Source organism: Mycolicibacterium sichuanense, from assembly GCF_033741125.1.
Classification (GTDB): domain Bacteria; phylum Actinomycetota; class Actinomycetes; order Mycobacteriales; family Mycobacteriaceae; genus Mycobacterium.
Window position 1 is genome coordinate 529,821 of sequence record NZ_JAWQPU010000001.1, and the last position, 17,059, is coordinate 546,879.

At 68.1% G+C, this 17,059-nt stretch carries 13 protein-coding genes and 1 pseudogene; 8 read left to right on the top strand and 6 right to left on the bottom strand.

Annotation, left to right across the window (positions count from 1 at the left end):
- Nucleotides 1-100: 100 nt before the first annotated feature.
- The 8 genes from SBI80_RS02570 (at nt 101) to SBI80_RS02605 (ending at nt 8,467) form a co-directional block, all read left to right on the top strand.
- Nucleotides 101-1,576 (top strand): gamma-aminobutyraldehyde dehydrogenase, encoded by a 1,476-nt coding sequence (locus SBI80_RS02570; RefSeq protein ID WP_318972855.1) that lies wholly within the window; start codon nt 101-103, stop codon nt 1,574-1,576.
- Nucleotides 1,577-1,579: 3 nt separating this feature from the next.
- Nucleotides 1,580-2,800 (top strand): enhanced intracellular survival protein Eis, encoded by a 1,221-nt coding sequence (locus SBI80_RS02575; RefSeq protein WP_318972856.1) that lies wholly within the window; start codon nt 1,580-1,582, stop codon nt 2,798-2,800.
- Between the two features lie 58 nt (nt 2,801-2,858).
- Nucleotides 2,859-3,536 carry a TetR/AcrR family transcriptional regulator gene (locus SBI80_RS02580; RefSeq protein ID WP_318972857.1) on the top strand — a complete coding sequence of 226 codons (678 nt, stop codon included), beginning with the start codon at nt 2,859-2,861 and terminating at the stop codon, nt 3,534-3,536.
- A 156-nt stretch (nt 3,537-3,692) separates the two neighbouring features.
- Nucleotides 3,693-4,541, top strand: coding sequence for a transporter substrate-binding domain-containing protein (locus tag SBI80_RS02585; protein WP_318972858.1), 849 nt, complete (start codon nt 3,693-3,695; stop codon nt 4,539-4,541).
- Between the two features lie 12 nt (nt 4,542-4,553).
- On the top strand, nt 4,554-5,336 hold the full coding sequence (locus SBI80_RS02590; RefSeq protein ID WP_318972859.1) for an amino acid ABC transporter permease: 783 nt from the start codon (nt 4,554-4,556) through the stop codon (nt 5,334-5,336).
- A gap of 29 nt (nt 5,337-5,365) precedes the next feature.
- Entirely contained in the window at nt 5,366-6,148 is a 783-nt protein-coding gene (locus SBI80_RS02595; RefSeq protein ID WP_318972860.1) for an amino acid ABC transporter ATP-binding protein, read from the top strand.
- 43 nt (nt 6,149-6,191) lie between these two features.
- Entirely contained in the window at nt 6,192-7,784 is a 1,593-nt protein-coding gene (locus tag SBI80_RS02600; protein ID WP_318972861.1) for a gamma-glutamyltransferase family protein, read from the top strand.
- A gap of 8 nt (nt 7,785-7,792) precedes the next feature.
- The gene (locus SBI80_RS02605) at nt 7,793-8,467 is read left to right on the top strand and encodes a YoaK family protein (RefSeq protein ID WP_318972862.1); all 675 of its coding nucleotides are present in this window, start codon (nt 7,793-7,795) and stop codon (nt 8,465-8,467) included.
- A gap of 25 nt (nt 8,468-8,492) precedes the next feature.
- On the opposite strand, the gene SBI80_RS02610 is transcribed toward SBI80_RS02605, so the two are convergent.
- The 6 genes and pseudogenes from SBI80_RS02610 to sdhA all read right to left on the bottom strand — a co-directional run bounded on the left by SBI80_RS02610 (nt 8,493) and on the right by sdhA (nt 17,053).
- The gene (locus tag SBI80_RS02610) at nt 8,493-9,896 is read right to left on the bottom strand and encodes an NAD(P)/FAD-dependent oxidoreductase (protein WP_318972863.1); all 1,404 of its coding nucleotides are present in this window, start codon (nt 9,894-9,896) and stop codon (nt 8,493-8,495) included.
- 90 nt (nt 9,897-9,986) lie between these two features.
- The gene (locus SBI80_RS02615; RefSeq protein ID WP_318972864.1) at nt 9,987-10,847 is read right to left on the bottom strand and encodes a universal stress protein; all 861 of its coding nucleotides are present in this window, start codon (nt 10,845-10,847) and stop codon (nt 9,987-9,989) included.
- Between the two features lie 25 nt (nt 10,848-10,872).
- Nucleotides 10,873-12,383, bottom strand: a pseudogene (locus tag SBI80_RS02620) (APC family permease).
- A gap of 112 nt (nt 12,384-12,495) precedes the next feature.
- Complete coding sequence (locus SBI80_RS02625) at nt 12,496-14,217, bottom strand: APC family permease (RefSeq protein WP_318972865.1); 1,722 nt, start codon at nt 14,215-14,217, stop codon at nt 12,496-12,498.
- Nucleotides 14,218-14,513: 296 nt separating this feature from the next.
- Complete coding sequence (locus SBI80_RS02630) at nt 14,514-15,299, bottom strand: succinate dehydrogenase iron-sulfur subunit (RefSeq protein ID WP_318972866.1); 786 nt, start codon at nt 15,297-15,299, stop codon at nt 14,514-14,516.
- Nucleotides 15,299-17,053, bottom strand: coding sequence for a succinate dehydrogenase flavoprotein subunit (gene sdhA / locus SBI80_RS02635; RefSeq protein ID WP_318972867.1), 1,755 nt, complete (start codon nt 17,051-17,053; stop codon nt 15,299-15,301). Before sdhA ends, SBI80_RS02630 begins: the two co-directional genes overlap by 1 nt.
- Nucleotides 17,054-17,059: the final 6 nt, after the last annotated feature.

The following is a 17,059-nucleotide window of genomic DNA, read 5'->3' on the forward strand; positions in this document are numbered from 1 at the left end:
GTCGTACCGGGCAACCAAAGCCATGAAATCGTTCGTTCTACCCGTTTGTCACGGCGGTAATGCGTAGCTGGTCTGAGCGGGGTCCGCTAGCGTGAAAGTCATGACGATCGCAAGCAGCTGGATCGACGGAGCCGAGGTGGTCACCGGCGGCGGAATGCACCAGGTCATCGATCCGGCGACCGGAAACGTGGTGGCCGACTGCGCCTTGGCAACGCCGGACGACGTGGACGTAGCCGTCGCCTCTGCGCGGGCGGCCCTACCGGCCTGGTCGACCGCGACTCCGGCCGAGCGCTCGGCGGTGCTGGCCAAGCTGGCCCAACTCGCCGGCGAGCACGCCGAGAAGCTGGTCGCCGAGGAGGTCAGTCAAACGGGCAAGCCGGTGCGGTTGGCCACCGAGTTCGACGTTCCGGGCAGCGTGGACAACATCGACTTCTTCGCCGGCGCGGCGCGCCACCTCGAGGGCAAGGCCACCGCCGAGTACTCCGCCGACCACACCTCCAGCATCCGTCGCGAGGCGATCGGCGTCGTCGCGACCATCACGCCGTGGAACTATCCGCTGCAGATGGCGGTGTGGAAGGTGATCCCCGCCTTGGCCGCCGGCTGCTCGGTGGTGATCAAACCTGCCGAGGTCACCCCGCTCACCACGCTGACGCTGGCGCGGCTGGCCAGCGAGGCCGGTCTGCCCGCCGGGGTGCTCAACGTCGTCACCGGTGCGGGCGGTGACGTCGGCACGGCGTTGGCCGGCCACCGCGACGTCGACCTGGTGACGTTCACCGGGTCCACCGCCGTGGGCCGCAAGGTGATGGCTGCGGCCGCTCGGCACGGCCATCGCACCCAACTGGAATTGGGGGGCAAGGCACCGTTCCTGGTGTTCGACGACGCCGACCTGGACGCCGCCATCCAGGGCGCGGTGGCGGCCTCGCTCATCAACACCGGCCAGGACTGCACTGCCGCCACCAGGGCGATCGTCGCGCGCGACCTCTACGATGACTTCGTGGCGGGTGTCGCGGAGGTGATGAGCCAGATCGTGCTCGGCGATCCGCACGACCCCGACACCGACCTCGGTCCGCTGATCACCAACGCCCACCGGGCCAAGGTCGCGGGCATCGTCGACCGCGCCCCCGGCGAGGGCGGCCGCATCGTCACTGGCGGCAGCGCCCCCGACCTCCCCGGTTCGTTCTACCGGCCGACGCTGATCGCCGACGTCGACGAGCGCTCCGAGGCCTACCGCAGCGAGATCTTCGGTCCGGTGCTGACCGTGCGCGCGTTCACCGACGACGACGACGGCATCCGGCAGGCCAACGACACGGAGTATGGACTGGCCGCCTCGGCGTGGACCCGTGACGTGTACCGCGCGCAACGGGCCTCGCGGGAGATCCACGCAGGCTGCGTGTGGATCAATGACCACATTCCGATCATCAGCGAGATGCCGCACGGCGGCGTTGGCGCCTCGGGCTTCGGCAAGGACATGAGTGACTACTCGTTCGAGGAGTACCTCACCATCAAGCACGTGATGAGCGACATCACGGCCAAACCCGAAAAGGATTGGCACAGGATCATCTTCACGAAGAGGTAGACCATGGCCGGCTCGACTCCGGCCTCGGTGCCGGCGCCACTCATCCTTCGCGACGTCACCGACGCCGACTGGCCGGGCGTGGCGCTGCTGACCGCCACCAGCTTCGGCGCGCACTGGCACTCCGATACCATCGCCCGCTGGCGAACGCTGATGCCCGTGGACGGTTCGGTCGTGGTGTCCGACGGAGACGACGTCGTCGCGATGGCGCACTACCTCGACCTCGAGCTGACGGTGCCCGGTGGCGCTATCCTGCCCGTCGCGGGTATCACCTGGGTGGGGGTTGCGCCAACGCACCGCAGGCGTGGCCTGCTGCGGGCGATGTACACCGAACTGCACCAACGGATCTCGGACGCGGGCTATCCCATCGCCGCGTTGACTGCCAGCGAGGGCGGCATCTACGGCCGGTTCGGGTACGGCCCGGCGACCGTCGAGACCACGCTGCACATCGACCGCCGGTTCGCCCGGTTCCACCGCGACGCCGCCGATCCCGGCGGGGTCCGGGTGGTTCGGCCCTCGGAGCATCGCGATGCGTTCGCCGAGATCTACGACCGCTATCGGCGGACTACGCCGGGTGGCATGGGGCGGCCCACTCCACTGTGGGATGACCTGCTGGCCGACTGGGAGCCGTCCCGCGGGGGTGGCACGGCGTGGTTCGCGCTGCTGCACCAGGACGGTTACGTGCTCTATCGGGTGCATCGCGGGCAGTCGAGAAACGTTGGCGTGGAGGAGTTCACGGCTGCCACGGCGGAGGCGCACGTGGCGCTGTGGCGGGCGCTGTGCGGTTTGGACCTGATCGAGACGATCACCGCGTCGAGTCATCCCGCCGATCCGCTGCCCTACATGCTCGAGGACTCACGAGTCGTGCGCACCACGGGGGCGCAGGACGAGCTGTGGCTGCGCCTCATGGACGTGCCCGCGGCGCTCGAGGCCCGCAGTTACCGGGCCGACGTCGAGGCGGTGATCGACGTCGTCGACGGATTCCGTTCCGACGGAGGGCGATTCGCGCTCGAGATTCGGGATGGGCGCGCGCGTTGTATACCCACCGACGCCCCTGCCGATTTCACCATGGGCCTCGACGTACTCGGCAGCGTGTACCTCGGAGTGCATTCCGCGGCGATCCTGGCCGCCGCTGGTCGCCTGCGAGGCGGCAGCCCGCGACGGCTGGCCGACCTGGATGCTGCGTTCCGCAGCGACGTCCCCGCGCAACTGGGCTTCGGCTTCTGAACCCGCACGCCACGCAGACCTGCGCGGCGTGCCGGGCCGGCGGTGACAGAATCGACGCGTGAAGTACGGACGAGGCTGGCAGCCCGCGGTCGTCGACTGGTCGTCGACGCGGGGTCGCATCCTGCTGGCGTCGTCGTCGCTCTTTGCTCAGCGCGGGTACTTCGGGACCTCGACCCGCGACATCGCCGACGCCGTTCGGATCCGTCAACCCTCGCTGTTCCACCACTTCGGTGCCAAGCACGTCATCTTCCGCACGCTCGTCGAACTCGACCTCGGCCCGTCCATCGACCGGGTCAACCGGCGTCTCGAGGAGCAGTCGACGTGGGCCGAGAAGCTGCACCTGACGATTGCATGCGACGTGCGGGAGGTGCTGATCCAGCCGTTCGATGCCCGGGGGCTGTACCAGGACGCGGTGCTCGGCCTCGACGAGTTCGCCGACGAGCGGGAGGGCATCGCACTGTTCCACGAGCTGGTGCAGGGGGCCGTCTCGAGCGGACGTGCGGCGGGGGAGTTCGTCGACTTCGAGCCAAGCTTCGTCCAACGCGCCATCAACGGTGTCATGTTCGAGACGCTGCGCGAACAGGGTGGTCCCGGTCGCCCCGTCCGTGAACGGCGACCACTGCAGGCCGCCGACTTCGTGCTGCGCGCACTGCTCGTCGACGGGTCGCGGTTGGAGGAGGTTCGCGCGGTCACGGTGCGGCGGCTGGCCGAGCTCGACGTCGTCACCGCCCGCTGATCCGAATCCCTTGCCGCGCCCGGTCCGGGTGTCGGGGGAATGAACTTCTCCGAAAAGATGCCTATCGACCGATAGTCACCTATCGTTCGATAGGCAGTGACCGGCGCGCGTCGACGACGACCTCCCAGACCGGTCGCATCGACGCCTGGAGGAACCGTGAAGAAGATCGTCGTTTCCGGACTCGCCGCGTGCTCGCTGGTGCTCGCGCTGGCCGGATGTTCGAAGTCGGAGCAAAGCGCGCCCGCCGCAACGGGACCCGCGAAGGTGTCCCCGCCGGCGGTGCTGCAGGCGGGGACGCTCAAGATCTGCGCGCCCAACGACGGCACGCCCCCCAACGTGTACCACGACGAGACCGGAGCGCTGGTGGGCAGCGAGGTCGACCTCGGCAAGGCGATCGCCGCGAAGCTCGGGTTGCAGGCCCAGTTCGTCGAATCCGCCTTCGCGGCCGTGATTCCCACGCTCCAGGCCAAGCAGTGCGACGTGATCATGGCCCAGCTCTACATCAAGCCCGAGCGCGAGAAGGTCGTCGACTTCGTGCCCTACGTCTACTCGGGCACCGGCATCGCGGTGTCCAAGGCGCATCCGGCGTCGATCACGGGCATGGATGACAGCCTGTGCGGCAAGAAGATCATGGTCGCGGTTGGAACCACGGCGGAGTCGCTGTCGCAGGAGCAGTCCGACGAGTGCACGGCCGCAGGCAAGTCCGCGATCGACATCAACCGCAACAACCACGCCGACGTGTCCATCCAGCAGGTGCAGAACGGTCAGGTCGACGCCTACCTCGACACCGCGGAGACGCTCGGCTACTACGCGACCAAGACCGGTGCCCAGATCCAGCTGGCCGGTCAGCCGTTCGGCACCATCGAGATCGGCGCCGCCACGCTCAAGGGCAACACCGTCCTGCACGACGCGATCGGCCAGGCCATGACCGAACTCGAGAACGACGGCAGCTACGCCAAGATCCTCGGCGAGTGGGGTCAGACCGACCTCTCCATCAAGAAGTGACCGAGGGTCGTCGTGCGATTCGATTGGGACTTCTTCTGGAAGGCACTGCTCACCCCGAGTGATCCGTTCCTGGACGGGTTGGTACTCACCATCGTCATCTCGGTGGTGGCGATGATCCTGGCCATCGCCGTCGGGCTGGTCGTCGCGCTGATGCGGCGCTCGCGATTGGGTGTGCTGAGATGGTCTGCGGGCGTGTACATCTGGGTCATTCGCGGAACGCCGCTGCTGGTCCAGCTGGTGCTGATCTACACGGGTCTGGCCGCCGTCGGGCTGTACCAGTTCAGCGACGTCGACCTCCTTGGTGTGTCGGTGAAGGCGGCCGTGCAGGCTGCGATCATCGGCCTGACCGTCAACGAGAGTGCCTACATCGCCGAGATCGTGCGCGCAGGCCTGGATTCGGTGCCCAAGGGCCAGTTCGAGGCCGCGGCGTCACTGGGCATGAAGCCGGGGAAGGCGATGCGGTGGATCGTCGTGCCGCAATCGCTGCGGGTGATGGTGCCGCCCTTGGGCAACTCGTTCAACGGCATGATGAAGACCACGTCGGTGCTGTCGGTCATCGGAGTCAGCGAGATGTTCCTGGTGACGCAGTCGATCAGCTCGTACACGTTCCACACCTTCGAGATCTTCATCGTGGCGGCGATCTACTACCTGGCACTTACGACGGTCTGGACGTTCATCCAGGCCAACATCGAGAACCGGCTGGCCCGTCAGCTCGGCATCGAACAGCGGGTGCGGCTGACCCAGCGACTGCTCGGTGCCCGCCGCGCCGCCCCGGCCCTCCAGCCGCAGGGATGAGACCATCGATGGACGTCCAGGAGCCGACCATGAACACGATCCTCGAATCAGCCAGCGCACCAGTGGTTTCCGTGCGCGGCGCATCCTGCACGCTCGGCGGCCGCAAGGTGCTCGACGACGTGTCACTCGACGTGATGCGCGGCCAGGTCGTCGTGCTCATCGGTCCGTCGGGTGCGGGCAAGACCACCCTGCTGCGCTCGCTCAACCACCTCGAGGCGATCGACACCGGGGAGATCCTGATCGAGGGGGTGCCCATCGGGCACCGCGACCTGACGAGCGGCAAGAAGGTGAGCACCGGCGAACTCGCCCGCCGCCGCCGCGAGATCGGCTTCGTGTTCCAGCACTTCAACCTGTTCCCGCACATGACCGCTGCCGAGAACGTGTGGAACGCACCCGTGCGCGTCCTGGGGACGCCGAAGGATCAGGCCCGCCGGGACGCGCAGGAGCTGCTGGAGCGCGTCGGCCTGGCCGACAAGGCGCAGTCGCGACCCAGTCAGCTCTCCGGCGGTCAGCAGCAGCGCGTCGCCATCGCCAGGGCGCTGGCGATGCGGCCGAAGGTCATGCTCTTCGACGAACCCACCAGTGCCCTGGACGTCGAGATGGTGGGGGAGGTGCTCGCGGTCATGCGCGAACTGGCGCGCGAGCACATGACGATGGTCGTGGTCACCCACGAGATGCGGTTCGCCCGCGACGTGGCGGACCGCATCGTGGTGATGGATGGGGGCAGAATCATCGAGGACGCCGCACCGGATCAACTGTTCGCCAACCCCGGACACGAACGCACCAGGGCGTTCCTGTCCTCCATCGACTGATCAATCCGCGGCGACGCACCGACCTTGAGGAGTGATGTCCCCCATGCCCACCGACCCGGCACCGAGCTCGTTCACGGCCGCGCTGGCGACCCCGCACGTGCTGGCCACCGAGGCGGGACTGGCCGCCTACCGCGATGGCGGCAATGCGATCGACGCAGCCATCGCCGCCGCCGCGGTGCTCACGGTCGTCTACCCGCACAACGTCGCCCTCGGCGGGGATCTGATCGCACTGGTACGGACCCCGGACGGCGCGCTGCGGTGCGTCAACGCGTCCGGGTGGGCTCCGGGTGCCGTCGATGCCGACGTCCTGCGGGCCCGGCACGGCGGATCGCTGCCGGCGCGCGGGGCGGATGCCGTCACCGTGCCCGGCGGGGTGCGCGGCTGGGAGTCGCTGCGGCGCTTCGGCGCTCGACTGAGCTGGAGGCGCACGCTGCGCGCGGCCGAGGATGCCGCCAGGGCCGGTGTGCCCGTGGCGCCATCGCTGGCCGCGCACCTGGCCGATGGCGAGAACGCCGATCTATTCGGCGGTGCGGACTTCGACCGGGTGTTCCGGCCAAGGGGCCGAGCCCTCGAGACGGGTGAGCCACTGGTCCAGCCGGCGCTGGCCGATACGTTCGCCGCCCTGCGCCGTCAGGGAGCCGACGAGTTCTACGCCGGGGGACTGGCCGCGCGGACCGTCGAGTACCTGCGCTCGGTCGGCTCGGTCATGGCCGTCGAGGATCTCGCCGACTTCCAGCCCGAGACGGTGGATCCCGTCACCGTCGAGTTCGGCGACCTGAGCGTGCACAGCAGCCCGCCGAACACCCACGGTTTCATCCTGTTGCGGGCCCTACGCGCGGTCGCCGAACTGGGGATCACCGACCCACTCGGCGACGGGTTCGGCACGCTGTTGCGGATCTTCCACCGCGGCAACGCCTTGCGCGCCACGGCCCTGGCGGATCCACGGTTCGCCGACGTCGACGTGGCCGCGTTGATCGACGGTGGTCTCGACGAGATGGCCGAGCCGGCCGGTGTGGGACCCGGCGCGGCCCGGGTGCCGCACGGCGATACCGTCGGCGTCGCGGCGGCCGACGGGGACGGCTACGCGGTGTCGCTGATCCAAAGCGTCTACCACGCCTTCGGATCGGGATTGATCGATCCGCAGACGGGGGTGCTGTTCCACAACCGGGGCACCGGTTTCTCACTCGACGCCGCCTCGCCGAACGTCATCGCGCCGCGCAAGCGGCCAGCCCATACCCTGATGCCCGTGATGACCACCCGCCGCGGGGCGGTCCGGCACGTGCTGGCGACGATGGGTGGCCAGGGCCAACCGCAGATCCTGGGTCAGGTGCTGTTGCGCGCGCTCGCCGGTGCGAGACCCGAGTCTGCCGTCTCGGCTCCACGCGCCGTGGTGGGGTGCCAAATCGATGGCAACACAGCCGATTCGGTCACGGTGGAGGCCGACGCACCCGCGGCGGCGCTGGCGTCGATCTCGGAGGCGGGTCTAATGCCCACCCAGGTTCCCGGCCACTGCGAGTCGCTCGGCCACTCCAACGTCGTCTTCCTCGACGAGGACGGGGCGATGACCGCGGCATCGGACCCGCGCTCCGATGGTGCGGCCGTGGTGGCGCAGTTCGCGCGCCGCGTGACGCGGTAGGGCTCCCGATGGTGGACGTGGACCAAACCCGGCTGCGGCTGTGGTTGATGATGGTGCTGACGTTCGTGACCGGGTTGGTGGACGCCGTCGGCTACCTGCGGCTGGATCGCGTCTTCACCGGCAACATGACGGGCAACATCGTCATCCTCGGCATGGGCCTGGCCGGAGGCGACGACCTGCCCGTCGTCGGTCCGCTGGCCGCGCTGGGGGCGTACGTGGCCGGCGCTGCGGTAGCCGGCCGGTTGGTGCACCGGCACCGGCCGGCGTGGAAACCCGTGGTGACGGCCATATTCGCCTGCAGCGCATGCGTTCTGGTCGCGGTCGCCACCGTCCTCGCGACCGTGCCGATCGGCGGCGCGTCACCCGCGGGTGTCGTGATAGCGGCGGGCATCGCCACGCTGATGGGTGCTCAGGCTGCCACGGCCCGTGCGCTGGCGGTATCGGACATGACGACGGTGGTCGTGACGTCCACACTCACGGCATACGCCAGCGAGACGCTGTTCGCCCCGGGTTTCGCGTGGTTGACCCACCGTAGGCTGTGGGCGATAGTGGCCATCTTCTGCGGGGCTCTGCTTGGCGCGCTGCTGATGCGGATCGACGTCAGCGTGCCGGTCTACCTCGCGGCAGCCTGCACCGCAGTGGTCGCGGTGTTCGGCCACCGCGCGTGGGGCACCGTGGAGTGAGAGCGCGGCCGGCGCCTCGACGGTCCTAGCGGCCGGCCACCACGTCCGCGAGGCGCGCCAGCGGCGACGTCGTCGCCCGACCCTTGAACTCGGAGCGGTCCGCGGCACGGTAGGCGGCGTAGATGCCTTGCACCGCAAGCCATCGCAATGGCTCGGGTTCCCACTTCCTGGAGCGGTGCCCACTCCACGGCAGGCGGGTCAGTTCGGTGTCGTGGCCCAGCACGAGGTCCCGCAGCGTCCGGCCGGCCAGGTTGGTGGCGGTCACGCCGGTGCCGACGTACCCGCCCGCCCAGCCGAGCCCGCTGGCTCGGTCGAGCCCGACGGTGGCCGACCAGTCCCGCGGCACGCCGAGCACGCCCGCCCAGGCATGGTCGACGGGCACCCGAGCCGCGGCCGGGAAGAAGCGGCGCAGCAACGCGGTGAGGCTGTCGATGGCTGCCTGCTGAGTGGCGCCGTCGGTGTCGACCTTGGAGCCGTACCGGTACGGCACACCGCGCCCGCCGAAGGCGATCCGGTCGTCGGCGGTGCGCTGGGCGTACATGTATACGTGAGCGAAGTCGCCGAGCGTTTCCCTTCCGGCCCAACCGATCTCGTCCCACACCGCGGCGGGCAGCGGCTCGGTGACGATCATCGACGAGTTCATCGGCAACCACGTCCGGTGCTCGCCGCGAAGGTTCGCGGTGAAGCCCTCGGTGGTGCGCAGCACGTAGTCGGCCCTGACCGTGCCGCGTTCGGTGACCGCGGCACCCGGCCGGATCTCGGTGACCGCCGTGTTCTCGTAGATCTCGACGCCCAGCGTCTCGACCGCAACGGACAGACCGCGCGCCAGCTTCGCCGGGTGCAGCCGCGCGCAGTGGGGATGCCACAGCCCGCCGAGGGTGCCCGCGACGCCGACTCGCTCGGCGCTGTCCTGCGCCGAGAGCAGCACGGCATCGACACCGGGGAAGTCGGCATCGGCCTTCGCGGTCGCCACCAGGCGGGCGTGCTGGGCGGGCGTGTAGGCGACGTTGAGCTCGCCGCCCTTGACGATGTCGGCGTCGATGCCCTCGGCTGCCGCGGTGGCGATGACCTCGTCGACGGTCTCGTTGAGTGCGCGCTGGTGATCGATGGCCGCCTGCCTGCCGTAGGCGTGGGCGTAGCGCTCCCGTCCGCCGGTCAGCTCGTGGGTCAGCCAGCCGCCGTTGCGTCCCGACGCGCCGAAGCCCGCGAAGCGGCTCTCCAGCAGGGCGATCCGGAGATCGGGCTGCGCCTTCTTGAGGTAGTAGGCGGTCCACATGCCGGTGTACCCGGCACCCACGATCGCGACGTCGACGTCGAGCGATCCGGGCAGCGGCGCACGGAGCTCGGGGGTGCCGATCTGCTGCCACCAGAACGAGATTCCGCCATTGGCGGTCACTAGGGATCTCCCTTTGCCGTTGAGGACGAGCATTCACCGACGATCGCGTCGGTGTTCACCAGAATGCTGCACGAAATCGGTCGCGAGTTGCAACTCGTGCTGCGGATGCCGTAGTTCGACGGCTCAGTCTCCGCGCGGGACGACGATGACTGGGACGTCGACGCCGGCCAGGATGCGCGCGGCCGTCGAGCCGAGGAACAACCGCTTGGGCGCCGCCACTCGACTGGACCCGACGACCAACACGTCCGAGTCGTCCCACTTGAGCTTCTTGAGTGCGGACTCCAGCGTCGTGCCGTCGGCCACCAGAGACTCGATCTCTGGCGCGTCGGGCAGGGCGCGGGCGGCAAGGGCGAGGTTGGCCTCGGCCGCGTCGATCTGCAGCTGGCGCAGTTCTCGTGGGCTATTCATCCGGCCGAGGGTGTCGGTCGAGACGAGGGAGAGCATCCGGATCGGCACGCCCGCCACGCTGGCCAACGTGATGGCGAAGGGCAGCGGATTGTCGTCACCGGCCTTCGTCGGGACGGCCGCGGTCACCGACGTGATGGTCTCCGGCGGGTCCTCGGCGTACCCGCGCGGGGCCAGTGCGACGGGGATCGGCGAGCAGTGCAGCAGCGCTCCGGCCACCGAGCCGATGACGTGGCCGCCGAAGATCCCGTCGCGGGCGCCGCCGATGACGATCAGGTCCGAGTGCCTTCCCTCGGCGAATGCGATGAGCGATTCCGAGTAGGACTCTCCGACGAGCACGTTCGGGGTGGCCGCGACGCCGACCTCGGCCAGCGCGGCGACGGCTTGGCCGGCCCACTCCTGGCCCTTGTGCACCAGCAGTCGTTGGTATTCGGCGCGACCGGGGTGACCGTCGGGATACTCCTCCCGGACCACGAGCACGACGTCGACGGTCGCGTCGAAGGTGGTGGCGATGGCGCCCGCAAGGGCGACGCCGTCGTCACCGGTCGGGGTGGCCAGGTAGCCAACGGTCACGTGCATGCCGTTCACACCCTTTCGTCAGGGGTCAGAAGGTGTCGGGGACCTTGGCCTCGGTGGACGCGTTGAGGGTCTCGCCGCGGAAGAACCGCTTGGTGCCGAAGGCGAAGCAGGCCAACATCAACGGGATGCCGAGCACCAGCATGCCCACGCCGAGGACGAACACGCCGCCCAGCGGGCCGAAGGCGGTGTAACCGTAGTCCGGCGACATCATCTCGATCGCGCTGTAGATGAACGCCCAGGTCATCGCGATCGCGCCGAGCAGCGGAAAGATGCCGCGGAAGAACAGGTTTCGGACGGACTGCAGCAGTGTCCGGCGGAAGTACCAGACACAGCTGTAGGCCGTGATGCCGTAGTAGAACGCGACGGCCAATCCCAGCGACGCCACCGAATCGGCCAGCGCGTTCTCCGACAGGAACGTCAGCACCAGGTAGAAGAACAACGCTGCGAACCCCATCACGATGGTGCCGAACGCCGGCGTCATGTACTTCGGGTGCACGCTGGCGAACCGCTTGGGGATGGCCTCGTAGATCGCCATCGACAGGGTGCCGCGCGCGGTCGGCAGGATGGTGGTCTGGGTCGAGGACAGCGCCGACACCGCCACGGTCAGCAACAGCAGCGAGGCAACGATGCTGCCCGCCACGGGTTCGCCGAGCACCGTCAGCACGTCGTCGGTGTTGTTGGGGTTGTTCAGTCGATTCCCACGTAGCCGAATCCCGCGAAGGATTGGATCGCATAAGCCACCAGGACGTAGGTGCACACCAGGACGAGCGTCGTGATGACGGCGGCGATGCCGGGCGTCTTGCCGGGGTCCTTGGTCTCCTCGCCGACGGCCAGGCACGCATCCCAGCCCCAGTAGATGAATATGCACAGGATGATCGCGGCGGCGATGGACGACAAGTCGAGGCCGCCGGGCCACAGCCAGGACAGTTGCGGGGTGATCGCCTGGGCGCCTGCGTTTCCGGCGAAGACACGGATCAGCGCGACGATGCTGACGACGATGAGCACGCCGAACTGGACGGCGATGAGGACGTTCTGCATCCGCTCCGACACGGCGACGCCGCGCGCGCTCACCAAGGTCATCGCGAGGATGAAGAAGGAGCCGAGAAGTACCTTGGACCACAGGTTCTCGGCGAGGCCGTCCAGGCCGAGGAACCGGTACAGGTAGATCGCGGCCACCTCGGCGACGTTGGCGAGCACGATGATCGCCGACACCGCCAGCCCCCACCCGCCGATCCAGCCGATCCACGGGCCGAATGCCTTCGTGCCCCAGGTGAAGGTGGTTCCGCAGTCCGGGGTGTCCTGGGACAGCTCCTTGTAACCGAAGGCGACCAGCAGCATCGGCACGAACGCCAGCACGAACATCGAGGGCGCCTTCTCGCCGACGGCCAGCACCACGTAACCGAGCGTCGCCGCGAGGCTGTAGGCCGGTGCCACGGCGGCGAGCCCGATGACGACGTTGCCCACCAAACCGATGGCGCCCGCTTGCAGGCCCTTGTCGTTGGTGGCTGGAGCAGCCGGCCGGTCAGCGATAGCCATGCCAGGAATATACGGTCCTGCGAAGTTCCTGGTGACTTACTGAATGCATCCTGCCAGGAAACGTTTCACGGGCTTTACCGGTCGGTCGACTTCGCGGTCCGGCCGCCGGCACTCACCCGCCCCTGGTGAATTCCTCACCGGTGGAGGGGTCGACCGCACGCTCGCCCCGGGGGAGGTTCGACAGGTCGGGGGAGATGACCGTCGGCATGTCACCGGAATCGGGCAACCCGAAGTGTGCGACGGAGGCCGTCGCGGGTTCGAGCAGCAGATCCGCCCGCCGCTCCAGCGTGCGGCCGTGGAAGAAGTCCGGGGACATCACCCACCAGATGGCCATCACGACGAGCCCGAGCACCATGGCGCCGATGCCGACCACCGCCACCGCGCCGTAGCCGAAGATCGTCACGTTGTTGCCGGCGTCGTCGGTGAGCCAGTCGGGCTTGGCGTACTGGATCAGGCCGTAGACGAAGACGACGAGCAGGATGATGCCGCCCAGGAGTGGTATCACGAAGCGCATCATCACGTTTCGGAACGACGACCGGAACGTCTTGCGGTAGTACCAGACGCAGGCGAAACCGGTCAGCCCGTAGTAGAACGCGATCATCAGGCCGACCGAGCCGATCAGCGCGGTGAGCAGATTCTTACTGATGATGGTGAACAGCAGGTAGAACACGATCGATGCGACGCCCATCACGATCGTCGACGTGGTCGGCGTCAGGTACTTGCGGTGGATCTTGGCGAACGAGGTCGGCAATGCCTTGTAGACGCCCATCGATAGCGTGGTCCGGGCCGTCGGCAGGATGGTCGTCTGCGTCGAGGCCGATGCCGAGGTGAGGATCGACGCCGAGAGCAGCAGCAGGCCGACGTGGCCGAGCACACTGTCGCCGAACAGGGCGGGACCGAAGGCGGCGAACACGTCACCGGAGTTGTCCGGGTTGCCGAGTCCGATGCCGTCGGCGCCGACGCCCGAGAACGCGATGGCCGCGACGGTGACGACGGCGTAGGTGGCCAGCAGCAGGAAGGTGGACAGGACCGCGGCCTTGCCGGGGGTGGTGCCGGGGTCGTCGGACTCCTCGTTGCAGGCGACCGCGGTGTCCCAGCCCCAGTAGATGAAGATCGTGGTCAGGATGGCGGGGGCGATGACGTCGCCGAAACTCAAGCCGGAGGGCCAGAACCAGGACAGTGACGGCATGATCGCCTGGGCCCCGGCGGTGTGCGCGTAGACCCTGATGAGGGCGTACACCGACAGCACGATGAGCACCACGACCTCGAAGCCGAGCAGGAAGTACTGCAGTCGCGCCGACACCTCGATGCCGCGGTAGCAGATGTAGGTCATCACGACGATCCAGATGACGCCGGCGACGGTGGACCACAGTGTGCTGTTGGCCAGGTCGGCCACCGAGTGCCAGCCGAGGTCGCCGACGAAGGTGAAGGAGTAGGCGCCCGCGATCTGGGCCAGGTTGGCCATCACGATGACGTCGGCGGCGATGATGCCCCAGCCGCCGAGCCAGCCGACGATCGGTCCGAATGCCCGCGAGCCCCAGGTGAAGGTGGTGCCGCAGTCCGGCTCGGCCTTGTTCAGCTCCTGGTAGGCCACCGCGATGAGGTACATCGGGATGAAGGCGATCAGGACGATGGCCGGCGCCTTCACCCCGGCGAGCACGCCAGCGCTGCTGGCGACGATGAGCCCGAGGGTGGCGGCCAGGCTGTAGGCGGGGGCCGTGGAGGCCATCCCCACGACGACGCTGGAAAGCAGTCCGAGGGCTCCACCCTTGAGGCCCTTGCTGTCGACGGTGCCGTTGGCGCCGGGCCCGACGGCGATTTCACCCTTGCTCATGAGATCTCCCGTTCCGGTATTCGAACGGTTGGAGAATACGGTTTCAGTTGCCAAATCGCTCGGTGACAACGAAATTAGTGTTCACAGGTTGTTCACAGCTACGAAGTCGCTCGTCAGCGTGGTTTGCTGCACTCGGCTTGGCCGCGGCCGGCGGCAACTATTCTGACGCCGTGAGCACCGCTACGCGGGTCGAACCCTTCGAACGACGTTCGTGCGACACCCCGCGCGAACAGACGCCAAGGGCCCTGAAATGGCGGATTTCAGGGCCCTTGGCGTCTGCTCACGGGTAAGCCGGGCTAGCGGGCGAACATCAGCGCGCGCTTGACCTCTTGGATGGCCTTGGTCACCTGGATGCCGCGGGGGCAGGACTCGGTGCAGTTGAACGTCGTGCGGCACCGCCACACGCCGTCGACCTCGTTGAGGATGTCGAGGCGCTCGGCTGCAGCCTCGTCACGGCTGTCGAAGATGAACCGATGGGCGTTGACGATCGCGGCCGGCCCGAAGTACGACCCCTCGTTCCAGAACACCGGGCAGCTCGTCGTGCAGCACGCGCAGAGGATGCACTTGGTGGTGTCGTCGTAGCGGGCGCGGTCGGTCTGGCTCTGAATGCGTTCGCGCGTCGGCGGATTGCCCGACGTGACGAGGAACGGCTTGACGGCGCGAAAGGCGTCGAAGAACGGCTCCATGTCGACGACGAGGTCCTTCTCGACGGGCAACCCGCGGATCGGCTCGATCGTGATGGTGAGCTGCTTGCCCGGCTTCTTCGGCAGCATGTCGCGCATCAGCACCTTGCACGCCAGGCGGTTCACGCCGTTGATGCGCATGGCGTCCGACCCGCACACGCCGTGGGCGCAGGACCGGCGGAACGTGAGCGTTCCGTCGAGGTACCACTTCGCGTAGTGCAGCAGGTTGAGCAGCCGGTCGGTGGGCAGGCAGGGAACGCGGAAGCTCTGGAAGCCCGCGGCGTCCGGGTTCTCGGGGTTGAACCGCGCGATCTTCAGCGTCACCATCACGGCGCCCTCCGGAACGGGAGGGGTCGCCGCGTCGCCCGTGCCGGGCTTGTCGAGCACAGGTGCACTCATCAGTACTTCCGTTCCATCGGCTCGTACCGGGTCTGGACCACGGGCTTGTAGTCCAACCGGATGTCGCTCAGCAGGTCACCGCCCTGCTTGTACGCCATGGTGTGGCGCATGTAGTTGGTGTCGTCGCGGTTCGGGTAGTCCTCGCGAGCGTGGCCACCGCGGGACTCCTTGCGGTTCAGTGCGCCGACGACCGTGACCTCGGCCAGCTCGAGCAAGAACCCGAGCTCGATGGCCTCCAGCAGATCGCTGTTGTAGCGCTTGCCCTTGTCCTGCACCGTGATTCGCGCGTAGCGCTCCTTCAGGGAGTGGATGTCGGTCAACGCCTGCTTGAGCGTCTCCTCGGTGCGGAAGACGGCCGCGTTGTTGTCCATCGACTGCTGCAGCGCACCGCGGATGTCGGCGACGCGCTCGTTGCCGTGCTCGGACAAGATGTCACCGACCCAGTTGGTCACCATGTTCGCCGGCGCCTCCGGCATGTCGACGAAGTCGTGGCCCATCGCGTAGTTGGCTGCGGCGATGCCGGCCCGCCGGCCGAACACGTTGATGTCCAGCAGCGAGTTGGTGCCCAGCCGGTTGGAACCGTGCACCGACACGCAGGCGCACTCGCCGGCGGCGTACAGGCCCGGCACCACGGAGTCGTTGTTGCGCAGCACCTGGCCATGGACCGTCGTCGGGATGCCACCCATGACGTAGTGGCACGTCGGGTAGACGGGCACCAGTTCGGTGACCGGGTCCACGCCGAGATAGGTACGGGCGAACTCGGTGATGTCGGGGAGCTTGGCCTCCAGGACGTCGGCACCGAGGTGACGCACGTCGATGTAGACGTAGTCCTTGTTGGGACCGGCGCCGCGACCCTCGAGCACCTCCAGGACCATCGACCGGGCCACGATGTCGCGCGGCGCGAGGTCGACGATGGTCGGCGCGTAACGCTCCATGAACCGTTCACCGTCGGCGTTGAGCAGGCGGCCACCCTCACCGCGCACGGCCTCGGAGATCAGGATGCCGAGGCCGGCCAGACCCGTCGGGTGGAACTGGTGAAATTCCATGTCCTCCAAGGGAAGTCCCTTGCGGAAGATGATGCCCAGGCCGTCACCGGTCAGCGTGTGCGCATTGGAGGTGGTCTTGTACATGCGCCCAGAGCCGCCGGTGGCGAACACGATCGCCTTGGCGTGGAACACGTGGATGTCACCGCTGGCGAGCTCGTAGGCGACGACACCCGTCGCGACCGGCCCACCGGGGGTGTCCGAGAGCACCACGTCGAGCGCGTAGAACTCGTTGAAGAACTCGACGTCGTGCTTGACGCAGTTTTGGTACAGCGTCTGCAGGATCATGTGGCCGGTGCGGTCGGCGGCGTAACAGGCGCGACGGACGGGCGCCTTGCCGTGGTCACGGGTGTGCCCGCCGAAGCGGCGCTGGTCGATGCGGCCCTCGGGCGTGCGATTGAACGGCATGCCCATCTTCTCGAGGTCGTAGACCGCGTCGATGGCTTCCTTGCACATGATCTCGACGGCGTCCTGGTCGGCGAGGTAGTCGCCGCCCTTGACGGTGTCGAAGGTGTGCCACTCCCAGTTGTCCTCTTCGACGTTGGCCAGCGCGGCGCACATGCCGCCCTGAGCGGCGCCGGTGTGACTGCGCGTCGGGTAGAGCTTGGTCAGGACGGCGGTGCGCACGCGCGGACCGGCCTCGACCGCGGCGCGCATGCCAGCACCGCCGGCACCGACGATGACGACGTCGTAGCGGTGTTCGATGATCATTGGCGC